Source organism: Reinekea sp. G2M2-21 (genome assembly GCF_015687175.1).
Lineage (GTDB): Bacteria > Pseudomonadota > Gammaproteobacteria > Pseudomonadales > Natronospirillaceae > Reinekea.
Window position 1 is genome coordinate 289,125 of the sequence record NZ_JADPQG010000002.1, and the last position, 16,045, is coordinate 305,169.

Here is a 16,045-nt window from a genome sequence, read left to right on the forward strand (position 1 = left end):
ATAGCCAATGAATGAATTAGTCTCAATCGAGAATCTGAGTATCGCGCTGAAACAGGGCGATAGAACTCAAGATTTAGTCCAAGATATCAATCTAACCATAGGCTACGGTGAAACACTCGGACTAGTTGGCGAGAGTGGCTCTGGCAAGTCCATCACGGCGCTTTCCATTGTGCAATTGAATCCAAAACCACAAATGTTTCATCCAACTGGCAGAATCATGTTGGACGGCATTGATATCCTCCGACAAGATGAAAAGGACCTGCGACGACTAAGAGGCAGTACCGTCGGGTGCATTTTTCAAGAACCTATGACATCCCTAAATCCATTGCAAACGGTTGAGAAACAGTTAGCCGAAGTCCTGTTTTTACATAAAGGATTATCGGTTGAGCGATCTAGGTCCACCCTGATTACCTGGTTGGATCGGGTCGGAATTCGGGAACCTCAGCAAAAGCTTAAATCTTATCCACATCAGTTATCAGGCGGTGAACGTCAACGAGTTATGATTGCGATGGCTCTTTTAACAGAGCCGAAGTTACTCATTGCGGACGAGCCGACAACGGCACTGGATGTGACCGTTCAGGCACAAATACTTGACTTGTTACAAGATCTACAAAAGGAATTGGGCATGGCCATGTTGTTCATCAGCCATGACCTTGGCGTTGTTAAGAAACTGGCGAGCCGTATCGCCGTTATGCAGCAAGGTAAACTGGTTGAAACCGGCTTGGTTGATGATGTGTTCAATTCGCCTCAACACCCCTATACGCAGTCACTGATCAATGCTCAACCTCATGGTGAACCGGTAATAGTCGCTGACAGCACTACACTCCTACATGCCGACAGTGTTCACGTATGGTTTCCTGTTTACAAAGGAGTTTTCAAACGTACCGTCGGACATGTTAAGGCTGTTAACGATGTCAGCTTTGCGCTGAGGCGAGGCATGACACTCGGTATTGTAGGTGAGAGTGGATCCGGAAAGTCGACCCTCGCCAAGGCGCTGCTCGGTCTTGAAAAAGCCCAAGGCGACATTGATTTCGATAATCAACCACTTATAGGTCTCAGTCATAAGGCGTGGCAACCATTGCGCAGACGAATCCAGGTTGTTTTTCAGGACCCTTACGGCAGCCTTAGCCCCAGGATGTCTGTCTCTCAAATAATCATGGAAGGGCTGGAGGTTAACCGAATTGGTAACAAGGAAAGTCGAGAGCAGGCAGTAGAAGACATTATGCGCAAAGTTGGGCTTGATCCATCGCTAAGTCATCGATATCCGAATGAGTTTTCGGGTGGTCAACGCCAACGCATTGCCATTGCGAGAGCTATGATTCTAAACCCCGATGTTGTTATCCTCGATGAGCCAACTTCCTCTCTTGATCGCACAGTACAATTTCAAATCCTGTCACTGCTCAAGGAGCTGCAACAGCAACGCAGATTAACGTATATATTCATTTCTCATGATTTAAAGGTGGTGAAGTCCATTGCACATCATGTAATAGTCATGAAACAGGGCAGTATTGTTGAGCAAGGAGCCAACATATTTACTGACCCTCAAGATCCGTACACGAGATCGTTAGTTGAAACTGCTTTCGCTTACTGATCCAACCAGTTAGATTAGAAAAGATCTGACCCTCAAGCTTATTGAGGTTTGCATTTTAGAACAAAATTTCTGCAGGATATTATCGATGTCGCTAAGAACTAAAAAAATAATCGTCGGCTTTTTCGCTACGCTACTCACACTGGTATTCACCATCGCCGCACTCATTTACGCGATCACCTTTCACCCAAAACCCATTCAAGCGGCGGCGGTAACCTGCCCAGCCGATACACCAACACTGACCGCCGGGCAGTCCGTGAAAGTGCTTAATTACAATGTGCAGTACTTTGCCGGAAAGGATTACGTATTCTATTACGATGTCGCTGATGAGGCTGGGCCGGATACCCGACCGAGCCCCGAAGCGATCAGCAAAACCTTTGATGACATTGCCGCGCTGATTCGCCAAGAAAACCCTGATGTTCTGTTATTGCAAGAGGTGCACGAGGGTGCGAAAGCAACCGACTATGAAAACCAGACTGAGCGTTTGTTGTCACTGATTGGCGACCAATACCCCTGCTACAGTGAAGCGTTTTATTGGCAGGCGAAGTTTGTGCCGCACCCTTCCATTATGGGCAGTGTCGGCATGAAGTTAGTAACGCTCTCGAAATATAAACTGCAGTCGGCGCAACGATATCAATTGACCAAAATGGATTCCGACCCGGTGACCAAAGCCTTCAACCTGAAACGAGCCATTCTGACAACCGAAATGCCCGTCCAGGGTGGCGAACCGCTCATTGCCATGAACACGCATCTCGATGCCTTCTCGCAAGGTATGGATACCATGGATCGACAAGTCGCCGAAGTCGCGACCTTACTGGAAGCCACGCAACAACCCTGGTTTATTGGTGGTGATTTTAACCTGCTGCCACCAGACCAGTACACTGCTCTGCCGGATCATCAACAGATCTGGTACAACCCAGAAACCGAAATTGCGCCCCTGGTGCGTCAGTACCCGAGCATTCCTTCCATGGCGAATGTATCTGGCAGTGACCGCGAACGATGGTTCACGCATTACCCCAACGATCCATTAGTCAAAGGACCGGATCGCACAATAGATTACATTTTCTACGATTCACGGTTAACGTTAGAAGATTCGAGTGTGATACAAGACGAGGCCATCACGCTGTCTGATCACTTACCCGTCACGGCCGTTTTCACGCTGCCAGAGGCAAATTAAGTGAATACCCGCCACTTCCTTAAGGATTATCGTAAAGAGGAATTTGCGGCTAAAACGCAGCGGGGCGATCGCATCGTTCATGACATTTACAGCAAGGGAGACGGTCCGCCGGTGATTCTGATACAGGAATTGCCGGGCATCGGGGAGGCCACATTTCGTTTGGCCGACACACTGTGCGCGAATGGCTTCAAGGTTATTCTGCCGCACCTGTTTGGCCCCATTGGCAAACTCAGAACCGTCGGTAATATGGCGCGTGTTTTTTGTATGCGGCGTGAATTCCACCTGTTTGCGAAAAACCACTCCAGCCCGATTGTTGATTGGCTGAAAGCACTGTGTGCACGAGTCCGGGTTGAGGAGCAGGTGGAGGGTGTCGGCGTAATCGGCATGTGTTTAACCGGCAACTTTGCGATTTCCTTAATGGCGGACAACAACGTTTTGGCTGCGGTGGCGTCACAACCGTCGCTGCCGTTGACAAGTCAGTCCGCGCTGCACATGAGTCCCGAAGAAATCGATGCCGTGAAGGCGCGCATCGACACAATCGACTCCTCCCACGGGTCACCCCTGAAAGTATTTCGATTCTCCGGTGATTGGATGTGCAGCCAAACCAAACTGGACGCCATAGATGCCTGCTTTAACGAGCCAAACCGGCAGCGTGTTCACTGTGAATCCTTACCCGGCCATGGACATTCAGTGTTAACCGTAGACTTTGTCGATCAAGTCGGTCACCCCACTCACACCGCGTTGCAATCGGTTCTGGATTATTTCGGGCGCCAACTAACAGGAAAAAGTGCAGCCCCAAACAACACAAAACAATAGCTAGTTCATTTGAAAGTGTTGGTTTAAATATGCTGACGGCGAATTTTCTTACGAGGTTGGGTTGAGGTATGCTTCTCGATAAAGTTGGTACGTGATATTCAACATCGTTCAATCCACCGTTGCTAACTCCGACGCTCACCTATTGAATTAGGCGACAGAACGTACGTATTTGCGGCGAGATGAGCGCCAGCGAAATTGAGTCCTAGGCCCAACTGAGTGGAATGAAGGGGTTTTTGACCGTTGCAACATACGCTTGTTATTGGCAGTTTTGACCCCCACTTTCAATATATCTTTCTAATTCGGCCATCATTTCTAAGTTGTTTTCTTTTTGCCAAGAAAACTGTGGCTCTAAATAGTTAGGTATGTCTGTCTGCATAAATAGGTCATGTTGATTGTATTTCATAACCTCAATTAAGTAGTAACAAACACCTTTTTTGTTGTCCTCTATAAGTCCTTTTGCAATCCCAGTATTTCCATTGTTAAATGATAGTAGTAGTTCATAAGTCCCAGCCATACCAACAACATCTGTTATTACAAAGAATGTAACCGAACTACCGATAATTATCCCAATCACGAATCCAATTATTAATTTCATATCTCACGCAAATAACGTTTCTGTAACCGGCAAATTTGAGCGCCAGCGATAATAAGTCCGAGGCCCGCCGCGATAGCGGTGATTTTAGGGCTGTATTGCTACAGCACTTGTTACTTACTAGTGCACGTCAGCCACAAAGGTTTTATGAGAAGAAATAGCGTCTGCAATTTCTCTCGCGCTAGGATGACCGCTTAAATTACAGCGGACTTTAATATTTCGGGATGCACCTGGTGCGATTTGATTTTCGCTACCTTCACACTGATAAATAAAGTCACCTGCCTCGTTAAAGAGATCAGTCTTCACAAATACCCAAGTAGCTTTTTTTTCAGAGTGATTGGTTAATGTAGCCATAAATTCAGGACCAAAACTACTGAAAGTCATGCCCCTATCCTCAATTGAAAACTCAGAAGCCCAGTTTTTCATTTGTGGCATAACAACTATGTCTTCCTTGGTTGGCTCAATGATTTCTGCCGTATCTAAATTTCGTTCTAAAACTCGATTTGAGAGAAGCAGAACTAAGACTACGGCTAATGAGAACCCGATTCCAAAAACGAATCCCATCGCACCCTTTTTCAAATATTCCACATAGCATCCTTTTGTAGGTAACGCAGTGCTTTGCGACGAACGATAGTGAGTCCAAAGCCTACCGCGAAGCGGTTTTAGGCGGGGCAAATTAACTGTGCCTTGTTATTGCTGGCAACTCCGTAAACCATATTTCTGACTGCCCCAAAACATTGTTTATATTTAATCACCAAGAAATAAATTAACGGTGGGACTATTTTGAGAATAGTACGTTAAACAATTCTTCTGATTTTGACAAACCCTCGTCAGTAAGCCGAACCGACTTGCTTTTAGTGACAGGGTCGTCGATAAAACCTTTCTCATAGAGCCTATTCATCACCTCAAAGTCCATTCCCTTCCAGGCTCTACGCTCATCATGAAGGGTGAGGTATAAGAGAGCTAAAACTGCATCATCGAATTTTTCAGTATCTATTTCCATATATGAAAACTTCTCTTAAATGCAATAACGCCGTGCTAATTGGTTTGGGTAAGATGGCGGTATTTTTACGGCTTTTTGCGAAAATAGCGACAGCTTGCCCAAATCCAATTGAACACATTGTTATAGCTAATCATTCTGTCCAGGCCCAGGAACTCTCAGCACCTTAAGATTTGATATTTTGGGAAGTCCCATTTCATTTGCTACGACGTTGCCTTCCTCATCTCGCTCTATATCATATTCCCAAATCTTAGTTGAGTAGTATTTTTCATCGACGAAGCTACCGTTTAGGTAACCTAAAACAGGTTTGTCTGATTCGACCCATAAAAATTGTCCATATACAAACATCAGATCCTCTCTGCCTATTGCACTTCGTATATAAGGCTCGAATTGAGACTTTTCTTTGTAGCGGAAGAGAACAATAAAGTCACCGCCACCTTTACTGGAAAGAAACATCCTTTCAGTTTGGATGCTGTAATCTTCGACATAGTCCCAATACTTTTGAGATAAGGTAAGCTTAGCTACTTGCTCACCTTTATATTCAACAAATTCAACATCTTTTAGAATACCAATCCAATGTATTTCTTTGCCTAAAAAATCCGAGGGAGCTTTCAGTACATCGCTAGGCATTTTATCTTTAATTGCCACTTTAAAGTTTTCTTTCAAATAGTCAGGAGGACTATACATTCGACTCCCAGGAGCAACGCAACCGCTAATAGTTAAAATTATCAATATTGCCAGAAAATTTCTCACTGCTTCTCCTTTGCTATAACGTTTTTATTTTGGGGTGAGGTTCAGCGAGTCCTAAGCCTACCGCGAAGTGGTTTTAGGCGGGGCAAGTTAACAATGCCTTGTTATTGCTGGCAACTCCGTAAACCATATTTCTGACTGCCCCAAAAACATTGTTCATATTTAATAACCAAGAAATAAATTAACGGTGGGACTATTTTGAGAATAGTACGTTAAACAATTCTTCTGATTTTGACAAACCCTCGTTAGTAAGCCGAACCGACTTGCTTTTATTGACAGGGTCGTCAATAAAACCTTTCTCATAGAGCCTATTCATCACCTCAAAGTCCATTCCCTTCCAAGCTCTACGCTCATCATGCAGGGTAAGGTATAAAAGAGCTAAAACTGCATCATCGACTTTTTCAGTATCTATTTCCATATATGAAAACCTCTCTTAAATGCAATAACGTTTCCCGCATGGCGACCGACACAAGGAGGGAGTCCAAGGTCCGCCGCGTAAGCGGCCTTAAGCGGGCCTAATGTTGCCGGGGTTTGTTAAGTATTGATATACGCGTATTCCCGTAAAAACCACAGCGGTCATTACTAAATAAGGCAATACAATACAACCGACGTAGAAAACTACCAAAAAGATTGAAAGATCTGTAAGAATTTCAAGCCAATTGCTGATAAATGAGGCAATTAAAATTGGAATAACCATATAAACAGGTGAGATTACCAGAAGGTATCCATAGGTTATAAATGATGGGCTAATAAGTAGGGCTAATACTAGTGACGCCTTTAAGGACTCAATAACACTTTCTCTTTTGTGTTCCCCACTAAAAATAATCTTCGAAAATAGCCAGATACCCGGAAGCCAAGTCAAGATGTGTATTATGGTGTACAAGTTCATAAAGATACTTAACGCGCATGGTTTGGGGCGAGTGAACGCGAGTCCATAGCCCGCAGCGTCAGCGATATAGATCGGGCTATTCCCAACAACTTTTTGTTAGAGATAGGTCGACTCAAATACCTTCTTAAAACAAATTCGCTCACCGTCTTTATTACCGTAATTTTCAACAGCCGTTATATCGTAGTCATTTGCTAATAACATGTGCAGCATTGAGCGAAAACGATTCATGGATTTAACCGTAATGCTTGTAAACGAACGTTCCCGTACAATCTTCTCTTGCAGGGCGAGCATTCTTTTAGCTGACCCGAGTTTTCGCATTTCTGGAATTACACCACCAAGCCAGCTATAGAATTCATTATCGTTTAAAGGATAACCAATCTTAAACCCTATAAGTTGTCCTTTATTCTCGCTGACTAGGATTAAAGCACCATCCTGAATTTTTTCACGCATCTGTTCTATGGAAAGATACTGATCTAGTTCAGGGACTTTTTTAAAGACTTCGAAAGCTTCTTCTACTGTGCCCAATCTTTCCATAAATGGTCTCTAACGCCAAAATAACTGGCGAGATTGCGCGCCAGCGAAATTGAGTCCAGCGCGTACCGCGAAGCGGTGTTTACGCACGTAGTTCATTGCCTTGTTAATGGTATTCATTTATCGCGTTTGCTCTTTCTTACTTCTAGCCCATGAATATGGCCGTTTGCAATATCGGAAATGGAGCGTGAGTCGGCACTATCTTCTTCATATTCGCCGATCATATAAATGAAGAAGAAAAAACTACTAAACCCTCCACCTATAAGAAACGGCACTCCAAATACTGGATATACGAAGTGCTTTAGAATTAGGCTACCAACCCATACAGCTAAAACACTTACAATGAAACCTACTAACATTTTCCTTTTGTAACGTGACAGTTTCATATATTTACCATTAACAGTGTGATATACGGACCCAACTGCAAAAGACTGGTCCGTATATTACTATTTATGTCATTCATAAATGAAGCCCGCGTCTAAAGCCCATTTCCGTATTTTCTTAATACTCGGCTTAGGAAGAATAACGGCATTAAAACAAACAACCCCCATATAGGATAAAGAGGCTCAGGATCAAAAAAATTTGAATATAGTGTTAGAACAATGAACAAGCCTGTATAGAACATAAACAACCACCCTAAAACCTTAAGGGTAAAGTTTAAAACTTTATAATAGGTCTTCATATTCGAGTTACCTAAAAGACATAACGTTCTTGGTTTGGGGCGAGTTGAGCTCCAGCGAAAACGAGTCCAATGCCCGCCGCGCTAACGGTAAAAGTGGGTATGAACAACACCAGTTTGTTAGCTGGCACTTGCCACTGCTTCGGAACTAAATTTTAGTTTTAGTGAAGGAGCTTCTATTAACCAGGTACTAAATACACAGTTATGCGATTGAGCTACGTCAGCCATAAATTCAACCCAAGCTTTGTGCTGTTCATTAGATAGGTTCATGCCATATGGTCGAGTAGTACCTTTGATAAAATACATGTCCTTTTCGAAAGCCACTTTCATTTCGTAATTTTCAGATAGCTGATTCGATAGTGCTTCGGCACCTTCTTTAGATTTAGAAAAATGAACAAAGTCCAGTGCCAAAACCGTATCTTCAGTAACACCAGACTCCTGCATATTTCGAGTTAAGACATCAACCTCTTCAATACGCTGTGCTCTCTTTCGAGCATAATAGTCGTCCCAAACCTTCTCTGGATCATCCTGTGTCATAAATCATCCTTTCAGACAGCTAACGCTTGCAGTAGTTGCGCGGGATTTTTCGCGTCGACTGCCTGTAATTGTTATAAATCAGTCTCTACTAATTCTCGAATTCTTCCCTCTAAGGCTCGTAGCTCAGGATCATCTGCATTTGTTCTACGCTTATCGAGATAAGCGTTTAGAAGCCCCGCAGTTAACGCGTCTATTTTTTACCAAGATACGTATACCTTTCTTCTAACGGGCCTATTTCAAAGCTCATTGCATCAGCTGCGATCATGCTTTTTGCAGTACTTCGAATTGCATATAACTCAGAGAGTCTGCTTCCCACTTTGAGGTATTCATCAAACACTTAGTCTTATCCTTAAGTCAATTTATAACGCCAAAATTTGGGGCGAGCGGTAGCGAGTCCAAGACCCGCCGCGAAGCGGTTGGCGGGGCTGCCCAACATTGCCTTGTTACTTTTTGCTAGTGTAGACGAAATCGTATACATATGACTTGTCACCTTTACAACTAACCCACTTACCTTCAGGTGGTAGTTCACCTTGCTCATCCCACGGCATGAACCAAGGAATAGAAAAAACCTCGTCATGCTCGTTCACACAAACCCAGCCAAGTTTTGGTATGAACTTTATCCAGAGATCCATGTCGATTCGCTTCCAGACGTTCTCAGCTGAATCTGCAACCGGCTTGTACTTATAAATTACATCCGCTGGCAATCTTCTTCGAAACTCAAAATACAAGTCAGTCATTCAGTCGCATCCCTAATGAAAAGTAACGCATTTATTTTGGGGCGAGCGACGAAGGAGTGAGTCCCTTGGCCCGCCGCAAAGCGGTTTTTGGCGGGACAACTCGCAACAATTTCTTGTTAAGTGTATGCACGAACCACCCCCTCAATTTCAATAAAGACCTTTGAATCAATAACTTCTCTAAATACCTGACTTATTTGATTAACCCAGGACTTCATGTCTTGCCAGCTAAGATCAACTTCAATTCCAGTGGCACGATTTACTAATTTTGGCTGGTAGTGCTCCTCAACAGAACAACTGTCAATAGATAGCATTAACCAGTACTCACATGAATCAGCAGCCTGAAATGCTACAACGAGCGAACCACCATCTCTTAGCTTTTCAACATTTAGCACATGCAGTATTTTCATGATTACACTTAACAGTTTCTTCTTAGGCCACCGCCTATTTTTTCCTGAGCGCATATGTAATTAGCTGAAAGAACCACAGAATTGCTCTCTGCCAGTCATACTGCAGCCTTCAAACATCCTTGTCAATTTGGTTGTCATTACATATGAGCGCATGCCTAAGTATTTTAAATACTGCAGCGCTTGAAACGCCCTATTCATGGGGGTTAGTTGAATAAACGGGAAATGGATATTCCGTTAGTTCCCGAGTTTTGCGGCGCGTGCGTAGATATTCAGGAATTCTCCGGAATATGCGGCGCAAAAGCTTTTTGGTGCGAACCCTGGGGTGGTTGCAGTGGTGGTTATGCATTTGGAGCTATATTGCTGGCCTAAAGCCCGACTTACAAATTCATTGCCCCTTCGACTGCTTCGCGCTCTGTGCGAACGAAAGGGGCTTATGGTTTCGCGTCTCTGCGTTGCGAAGCCGGATTCAGCTTAGACATTTTAATTTGTCGGGCTAAAGCCCGACACACACAGTTATCGCCTCTCCGCGTTGCTCCGAAGGCTCCTACAGAAAAACTGTCATACTAAACCCAATCTTGCGAGCGAGGTGGTGTTCATTCGGTTGTAACTACTGTTGTTAGCGATATCCGCTTTGGTGATGAGAAAGAAGTCGTCCAGCCAAATTGAGTATTCCAGCAGGCGGTCTTTGATGCGCGTGGCTTCCAGCAAGTGTTTGTCTTTGATCGATAAGGTTCCTTTGGGGTTGTGGTGAATGAGGATGAGCCGTGTGGCGTTGGCTTGAATAATGTGGCTGATGAGTAAATTGGTGGTGAGTTCTTTCAGTGAAAATTTGCCGGTGAGGATGGGTCGACTTTCCAATAACACGCTGCGCGTGCTGAGCATGAGTGCGTGAATGGCTTCATGTTTTAGATGGATGAAGGTGTTGGCGATGTACAGCTCGGCACGGGCGATGCTATCCAGTATAACCGGGTTGGGTTTTTCCAGTTCGCGTTGATGGGCGTGGGTGAACAGCAGTTCGTCGTCGATGTTCGTGATTTTTTTGTACATGGTTGTCTCGCTTTTTAAATTCGTTTTCTGTTTAAAAATTTTCAAGCATCAGAAACCTTGCCTGCGGGCGCAGGCAAGATGTGCGGCTAAGCAATGTGTTCTGTGTTTTTTACTGCGTGAGTTCAGCGCCTGTTTTTACTTCGGTACTGCTTTAACAGTTGCTGATAACTCACGAATGTCACGGAACACGGCTTAAGCCGCATCGAATTTGGAAAAGCTCCGGTGTACAACGCCAGGGCGATGCGAAAACGCCACCAGTGCAGGGCACGTAAATACGCGGGGTTGGTTTCTATCTGTGGGTTTCGGTGCCGGTTGGCGATTGATTGTTTTATTGCGGTGTCACAAGGGTTATTCGCTTCAACGGGGTGTTGAAGGTCGCTTTTAGTTGCGCTTAGTTTTTCTTGTGAGTGGATATTTTCTTGGAACGAGCGGTGCTCTAGCTTAGAATCTTGCTTAGCCATAATTGATACCTAACTTATCGGTTGTGGTTAGCTGCCCTTGAGTGCGTCAACACTCTTGGGTAGCGCTTAGTTTTCGCTACTTTCTTTCCGTTATTTGCCTCCTGAATTTTCTGAAAAACCAACCTGTATAAAACACTGGGTGAGGAATGAACACAATTTATTTTTTGTGTGAGGTGAGGTTATTGTGATGGATGTCTAAAAAAATTTGGTTTGTTCAATGAGGAGGTGGGATTTTTTCAGTGTCTTGTTAAAAATTTTCAGCCTTGGTGACTCAAACCTTTTGCTGATTTTAGTTTTGTGGTGTTTGGTTCATTCGAGAAATGGTTTAGTTGGGTGGCTTTTTTTCGTCAAGGGCCACAACAGCTTGGCCCTTAACAATCCCAGCCGCCGCCACAAACGACTGTTCACTCTTCTCAATTCCGTCTTCGACAGGTCGTTCGCGACGGCCATCCGTGGCCGGCTCACTTGTTCAAGCATCCCTGCTTGAACAACCTGTGAGACGAGAATTGCTCCGCGCGGTCGTTTGAAAGGCGGTGAAACAACGGCATGAGTCACTCTCTCAACAGCCAGTTAAACCGTCAGTTCCTGTCGCTATATTTTGACCCACCTAAATGTATCCCATTGCCGACATCGGCGTAAATAACCGCTCCGTCGCACCTGCTTTGGCTGACTTAATTGGCACGTCGCAACGGGTTCAAGGGCATGGATGCACTTGGAAGCGCCGCGCGTGCAGGGACGCACGCTCAAGCGACCGTTCGAAGAAAGTGAAAATTAAAGAAGATCACCGAAGCGGGCGACAAAAGGGGGTTCAAGGGGATCGCCCCTTGGAAAGAAAAAACTGAACTGCATGCAAGTACAAATATAAATTATCTGCATCGAGTGCAAAAAAGATATCGCGACCGCCCTCGTGCCTCGGTTGGTCGCTCCTACAAAACGATTAAATCTCCATTTTCGATTTCGGCGTAAATAACCGCTCCGTCGCATCTGCTTTGGCTGACTTAATTGGCACGTCGCAACGGATACAAGGGCATGGATGCCCTTGTAAGCGCCGCGCGTGCAGGGACGCACGCTCAAGCGACCGTTCGAGGGAAGTGACAAGTAAGGAAGATCACCAAAGCGGGCGACAAAAAGGGGGTTCAAGGGGATCGCCCCTTGGAAAGAAAAAACTGAACTGTATGCCAGCACAAATATAAATTATCTGCATCGAGTGCAAAAAAATATCGCGACCGCCCGCGTGCCTCGGTTGTTCGCTTCTATATATGTAATCAATTTCCCTTTGCAGTACAAACGTAAAAAACCATTCCGTCACAAAGGATTTAAGGGCACGAATGCTCTTGGAAGCGACGCCAGAAAGGCCTAAACTGCACCAAACTTAACTTATTGGTCAGGTAATTATGTCTCATGTTTCCAGCTCGTTTCTCCAGCAATTAAATTGGGTGCAAAACCAGATGCCACGTACCCGGAATGCCCTTACCGCGTTCCGGGCGTTGCCGAAAACCCGGATTGCCATCTGCACTCACCTCGACATTAAAATGATTCCGGTTTTCGAAGGTTTGCTGAACGCAGGTTGTGAACTGTTCATAACCACATGCGATCCAAATACCGTACGCGACGAGGTGGTCGCCTATCTGGTGAGCAAGGGCGCTGAAGCGGACGCCTGGCATGGCATGTCGGAAGCGCAATGGCGCGCGTCGCTGCAAAAGGCCATCGCTTGGCAACCTTCCTTTATCTGTGAATTTGGCGGTGAACTCACCGCGCTCTACCACCAGCAACCGGGGCAGGGCTTAATTGCGGCGATGGAAGGTACGGGCTCGGGTGTCGCTAAATTAAAAAAACTGGATCTGCAAACACCTGTGTTGAACTGGGATGACCTGGATGCTAAAGAAGGCCTGCACAACCGTCACATGGTTGGCCTTACCGCCTGGCAAGCGTTTTGCCAGCGCACCCATCTGACTTTGCATGAAAAGCAGGTCACTCTGCTTGGCTATGGTTTGGTCGGGCAGGGCGTCGCTGCTGCCGCTCGCGCCTACGGGGGTTGCGTGACTGTCGTCGAACGCGATCCAGCACGCCGGCTAATGGCAGCCTACGATGGCTGGCGAGTAGCTGAACTGGAATCTGTGCTGAGCACAACCGATGTTTTGGTCAGCGCCACCGGCGCCGTCGGTGTTGTGGGTCGGCAAGAAATAGAACAGCTGAAAGACGGTGCCTTTGTGATGAATGTCGGGCACGGCAGCGGTGAAATCCGTACTCAGGAATTAGCCGACATCACACCGACCGAAGTGATGCCTTTTGTGTTTGATTACCCGGTGAATGATCGACACGTTTACCTGCTGGCAAACGGCGCTATGTTTAACTTAACAGCCGGCTTTGGTGACAGCCTTAATGCGTTTGATGTCACGTTGGCGATTATGGCGGGCGGACTTCACTGCCTGTTGACGGAGGCCGACAAACTGCCTGCAGGATTGCACCTGTTACCCGATAACGCCTGGAAACCCTGGCTGGCCTGAAACGGTGCCATTCACCCAACGTTCAGCCGGGGCAGGCATACTGCTGTGGAAGAATACTGAGGAAAAACATCATGTTACGTATTTTCAGTCTGTTTATCGTTGCGCTGCTCACCGCTTGTTCTATGCCACCAGCCGCCGTTTCCGCTGACAACAGTCGCACAAGCCTGGATTGGACCGGGACTTATCAGGGCCTGTTACCCTGTGCCGATTGTGAAGGCATTCAAACGGTTATTGAACTGATCAACAGTCATGACGGATCAAGCAATACCGGGCACTATCGGCTCACGCAACACCACCTGAAAGAGGGCAATACGGAAGTCAGCCATACGTCTGGTGTTTTTCAATGGCAACCCGATGGCTTGCGCATTTCACTGTTCGAGCCCGAGCAAGACACCGTGCAACTGAAAATTGAAGAAAATCAGTTACGCTGGCTGGACCAAAATGGCCAAGTGATTCAAGGTGATTTAACGGAAAACTATCGGTTACAGAAAGTCGCTGATAACACCCGGGTAGTGCTCCCAATTGCCGGAATTCACTGGCAGCTGACGGAATTAAATAGCGTTTCAACCGTCGATCAGAATCAATTGCCCACGTTGCTGATAAGCCCTGACGGGCGCGCTTCCGGTTTTGGCGGATGCAACCGTTACGCAGGCGACCTGAACATGACCAAGGCAGAACCCCTGTTTGGCCCACTGATGTCGACGCGCCGAGCCTGCATCGCCGCAACACTGGAACCTGAATTCTTCGCCACGCTGGCGAAAGCTGACCGGTTCGTTTTAACCCAAGCCAACGAGCTGCACGTGATAAACACGCAGGGGCAAATCGTTTTGCGCTTTGCCCCGGAGGCGTCCGCCGTCGACTGAACAACTCTTTCGGAAATAATAGACATGGGCACTTGCACTTAATATTAGAAAAAACTAATATTAGGCAAACTTCAATTCTCAGGTGACACTATGTTCGGTTTTTTAAAGAAGTTATTTGCGGACGACAGCGATGCGTTAGTTGCAGCATTAAAACAGGGCGGCACGGTTATTGATGTACGCTCACCCGGCGAATTCGCCAGTGGCTCAGTACCGGGAGCGATCAATATCCCGCACACCGATATCCGCAAAGCGAAGAAGAAACTCGCCAAAGCCAAACAGCCTCTCATTTTATGCTGCGCCTCTGGCATGCGATCTTCTGTAGCGTTGCAAGAGGTAAAGGCTTTGGGTTACGACAGTGCGATCAACGGTAAAACCTGGGGTAGGGTACTCAGCGTGAAGAAAGGGCTTTGATGCCCTTTTTAATCCAGAGAAGAAGATAAACGACTTAACCTAAACTAACACCGAGCAATTCTTCAACAACTTCATCATAGAAATATTCATCTGTGTCGATCAGGTTCCAAGGATACGGTAAAAACCGAGTTCCTCCTTTTCTAAGTGCTTGGCGAGCTCTCTTCTTTTCACCCATTAAGTAAAAACAAAACGCGAAACTATTCATCGCAATAATATGCCCAAAATCTGTCATTGGTCGACAAACGGTTTTTTCATAGTTCTTAATAATTTGCTGTTTAATGACGGGGTTTTGAAAATAGTTCTTCTGAGGAATTTTGTTCGCTTCAAACCCCAATAAAAACCAAGCTTCTGCATGGGCATCACATACCAAACTATGGATTGCAGACCCCAATGGAGCCTGCTTACTTGCATTCATGGCAAATTCTATCGCTTCACCTGGCTCACCACGCCATTTTTCAGACAATGCATAGACCATTCTTGAATGTACTTGGAAGTTATTAGGTTCACGCTTACCTGCAATTGCAAAAGCTTTCCACAAATGTTCGATTGATCTATTAGAAATCATTTCAACTTGAATCAGAAACGTGAATGGAACGACCGTTTTGCTGTTAAGTTTTATAGCGGTAATTAAACTGGTACCCGCTTGTTTCATACGCCTGAGAAGAATCTCGGCATTTTCTTCAGAAACGGATGAAGACCAACCAGTCCCTCTGGCGCGATAGCCTATTTCAATAAAGTTTGCAGCCAATACGGTGTGACTTATCCAAGAATTGGGTCTTTCGCTTGCCCAGCGGGAAAACAGTGTGGATGTTTTTTCCATACTGGCAATATGACCGATAACGTTTGCCTGGAGTTCGGTGGGTAGCTTGGAAATAAGTGACTCTGCTTTAGCCCACCTATTTGCTTTTAAATAGCGATAGCCATGATGTATTGCGTGTCTGGCTTTCGGCGACTGATAGCTTCGAACCAACGGTGCGCGGTCTAACGTAGACTTAGCAAAATAAACAGCTTTATCAAGCCAATATGGTAAGTACATCTAAAATCCCTTCTTAC

19 protein-coding genes are annotated in these 16,045 nt (G+C 45.6%); 6 read left to right on the forward strand and 13 right to left on the reverse strand.

From position 1 onward, the window contains the following. Positions 1-7: 7 nt before the first annotated feature. The 3 genes from IYN85_RS10070 (at position 8) to IYN85_RS10080 (ending at position 3,581) form a co-directional block, all read left to right on the forward strand. Entirely contained in the window at positions 8-1,591 is a 1,584-nt protein-coding gene (locus tag IYN85_RS10070; protein WP_196158766.1) for an ABC transporter ATP-binding protein, read from the forward strand. 85 nt (positions 1,592-1,676) lie between these two features. Further along, positions 1,677-2,765 carry an endonuclease/exonuclease/phosphatase family protein gene (locus tag IYN85_RS10075; protein WP_196158767.1) on the forward strand — a complete coding sequence of 363 codons (1,089 nt, stop codon included), beginning with the start codon at positions 1,677-1,679 and terminating at the stop codon, positions 2,763-2,765. Next, positions 2,766-3,581 carry a dienelactone hydrolase family protein gene (locus IYN85_RS10080; protein ID WP_196158768.1) on the forward strand — a complete coding sequence of 272 codons (816 nt, stop codon included), beginning with the start codon at positions 2,766-2,768 and terminating at the stop codon, positions 3,579-3,581. Positions 3,582-3,837: 256 nt separating this feature from the next. Here IYN85_RS10080 and IYN85_RS10085 read toward each other — a convergent pair whose 3' ends face one another. The 12 genes from IYN85_RS10085 to IYN85_RS10140 all read right to left on the reverse strand — a co-directional run bounded on the left by IYN85_RS10085 (position 3,838) and on the right by IYN85_RS10140 (position 11,211). Next, positions 3,838-4,176, reverse strand: coding sequence for a hypothetical protein (locus IYN85_RS10085; protein WP_196158769.1), 339 nt, complete (start codon positions 4,174-4,176; stop codon positions 3,838-3,840). 117 nt (positions 4,177-4,293) lie between these two features. Continuing rightward, complete coding sequence (locus IYN85_RS10090) at positions 4,294-4,761, reverse strand: hypothetical protein (RefSeq protein WP_196158770.1); 468 nt, start codon at positions 4,759-4,761, stop codon at positions 4,294-4,296. A gap of 190 nt (positions 4,762-4,951) precedes the next feature. Continuing rightward, a complete protein-coding gene (locus IYN85_RS10095) occupies positions 4,952-5,176 on the reverse strand; it encodes a DUF6429 family protein (RefSeq protein ID WP_196158771.1) in 225 nt (74 codons plus the stop codon). Between the two features lie 126 nt (positions 5,177-5,302). Next, entirely contained in the window at positions 5,303-5,926 is a 624-nt protein-coding gene (locus tag IYN85_RS10100; RefSeq protein ID WP_196158772.1) for a hypothetical protein, read from the reverse strand. A 190-nt stretch (positions 5,927-6,116) separates the two neighbouring features. Continuing rightward, positions 6,117-6,341 carry a DUF6429 family protein gene (locus IYN85_RS10105; RefSeq protein WP_196158773.1) on the reverse strand — a complete coding sequence of 75 codons (225 nt, stop codon included), beginning with the start codon at positions 6,339-6,341 and terminating at the stop codon, positions 6,117-6,119. A 567-nt stretch (positions 6,342-6,908) separates the two neighbouring features. After that, positions 6,909-7,346 (reverse strand): GNAT family N-acetyltransferase, encoded by a 438-nt coding sequence (locus IYN85_RS10110; RefSeq protein ID WP_196158774.1) that lies wholly within the window; start codon positions 7,344-7,346, stop codon positions 6,909-6,911. Positions 7,347-7,459: 113 nt separating this feature from the next. Continuing rightward, positions 7,460-7,729, reverse strand: coding sequence for a hypothetical protein (locus IYN85_RS10115; protein ID WP_196158775.1), 270 nt, complete (start codon positions 7,727-7,729; stop codon positions 7,460-7,462). A gap of 413 nt (positions 7,730-8,142) precedes the next feature. Continuing rightward, positions 8,143-8,559, reverse strand: a complete 417-nt coding sequence (locus tag IYN85_RS10120; protein ID WP_196158776.1) for a hypothetical protein — start codon at positions 8,557-8,559, stop codon at positions 8,143-8,145. A gap of 443 nt (positions 8,560-9,002) precedes the next feature. Further along, positions 9,003-9,296, reverse strand: coding sequence for a hypothetical protein (locus IYN85_RS10125; RefSeq protein ID WP_196158777.1), 294 nt, complete (start codon positions 9,294-9,296; stop codon positions 9,003-9,005). A 116-nt stretch (positions 9,297-9,412) separates the two neighbouring features. Next, a complete protein-coding gene (locus IYN85_RS10130; RefSeq protein WP_196158778.1) occupies positions 9,413-9,703 on the reverse strand; it encodes a hypothetical protein in 291 nt (96 codons plus the stop codon). 558 nt (positions 9,704-10,261) lie between these two features. Further along, entirely contained in the window at positions 10,262-10,750 is a 489-nt protein-coding gene (locus tag IYN85_RS10135; protein WP_196158779.1) for a JAB domain-containing protein, read from the reverse strand. A gap of 122 nt (positions 10,751-10,872) precedes the next feature. Beyond that, on the reverse strand, positions 10,873-11,211 hold the full coding sequence (locus tag IYN85_RS10140) for a hypothetical protein (RefSeq protein ID WP_196158780.1): 339 nt from the start codon (positions 11,209-11,211) through the stop codon (positions 10,873-10,875). A 1,448-nt stretch (positions 11,212-12,659) separates the two neighbouring features. Here IYN85_RS10140 and IYN85_RS10145 point away from each other — a divergent pair. The 3 genes from IYN85_RS10145 (at position 12,660) to IYN85_RS10155 (ending at position 14,992) form a co-directional block, all read left to right on the forward strand. After that, positions 12,660-13,718, forward strand: coding sequence for an adenosylhomocysteinase (locus IYN85_RS10145; protein ID WP_230390668.1), 1,059 nt, complete (start codon positions 12,660-12,662; stop codon positions 13,716-13,718). Between the two features lie 71 nt (positions 13,719-13,789). Next, positions 13,790-14,581 carry an META domain-containing protein gene (locus IYN85_RS10150; protein WP_196158782.1) on the forward strand — a complete coding sequence of 264 codons (792 nt, stop codon included), beginning with the start codon at positions 13,790-13,792 and terminating at the stop codon, positions 14,579-14,581. A 90-nt stretch (positions 14,582-14,671) separates the two neighbouring features. Continuing rightward, on the forward strand, positions 14,672-14,992 hold the full coding sequence (locus IYN85_RS10155; RefSeq protein WP_196158783.1) for a rhodanese-like domain-containing protein: 321 nt from the start codon (positions 14,672-14,674) through the stop codon (positions 14,990-14,992). Between the two features lie 34 nt (positions 14,993-15,026). Here the strand turns inward: IYN85_RS10155 and IYN85_RS10160 are convergent, their stop codons facing one another. Further along, positions 15,027-16,028 (reverse strand): hypothetical protein, encoded by a 1,002-nt coding sequence (locus IYN85_RS10160; protein ID WP_196158784.1) that lies wholly within the window; start codon positions 16,026-16,028, stop codon positions 15,027-15,029. Positions 16,029-16,045: the final 17 nt, after the last annotated feature.

Bases quoted from the DNA above. Each gene is read 5' to 3' on its own strand.
- IYN85_RS10070 (WP_196158766.1), top strand. From the start codon at position 8: ATGAATGAATTAGTCTCAATCGAGAATCTGAGTATCGCGCTGAAACAG.
- IYN85_RS10075 (WP_196158767.1), top strand. From the start codon at position 1,677: ATGTCGCTAAGAACTAAAAAAATAATCGTCGGCTTTTTCGCTACGCTA.
- IYN85_RS10085 (WP_196158769.1), bottom strand. From the start codon at position 4,176: ATGAAATTAATAATTGGATTCGTGATTGGGATAATTATCGGTAGTTCG.
- IYN85_RS10095 (WP_196158771.1), bottom strand. From the start codon at position 5,176: ATGGAAATAGATACTGAAAAATTCGATGATGCAGTTTTAGCTCTCTTA.
- IYN85_RS10105 (WP_196158773.1), bottom strand. From the start codon at position 6,341: ATGGAAATAGATACTGAAAAAGTCGATGATGCAGTTTTAGCTCTTTTA.
- IYN85_RS10110 (WP_196158774.1), bottom strand. From the start codon at position 7,346: ATGGAAAGATTGGGCACAGTAGAAGAAGCTTTCGAAGTCTTTAAAAAA.
- IYN85_RS10115 (WP_196158775.1), bottom strand. From the start codon at position 7,729: ATGAAACTGTCACGTTACAAAAGGAAAATGTTAGTAGGTTTCATTGTA.
- IYN85_RS10120 (WP_196158776.1), bottom strand. From the start codon at position 8,559: ATGACACAGGATGATCCAGAGAAGGTTTGGGACGACTATTATGCTCGA.
- IYN85_RS10125 (WP_196158777.1), bottom strand. From the start codon at position 9,296: ATGACTGACTTGTATTTTGAGTTTCGAAGAAGATTGCCAGCGGATGTA.
- IYN85_RS10130 (WP_196158778.1), bottom strand. From the start codon at position 9,703: ATGAAAATACTGCATGTGCTAAATGTTGAAAAGCTAAGAGATGGTGGT.
- IYN85_RS10135 (WP_196158779.1), bottom strand. From the start codon at position 10,750: ATGTACAAAAAAATCACGAACATCGACGACGAACTGCTGTTCACCCAC.
- IYN85_RS10140 (WP_196158780.1), bottom strand. From the start codon at position 11,211: ATGGCTAAGCAAGATTCTAAGCTAGAGCACCGCTCGTTCCAAGAAAAT.
- IYN85_RS10145 (WP_230390668.1), top strand. From the start codon at position 12,660: ATGCCACGTACCCGGAATGCCCTTACCGCGTTCCGGGCGTTGCCGAAA.
- IYN85_RS10150 (WP_196158782.1), top strand. From the start codon at position 13,790: ATGTTACGTATTTTCAGTCTGTTTATCGTTGCGCTGCTCACCGCTTGT.
- IYN85_RS10155 (WP_196158783.1), top strand. From the start codon at position 14,672: ATGTTCGGTTTTTTAAAGAAGTTATTTGCGGACGACAGCGATGCGTTA.
- IYN85_RS10160 (WP_196158784.1), bottom strand. From the start codon at position 16,028: ATGTACTTACCATATTGGCTTGATAAAGCTGTTTATTTTGCTAAGTCT.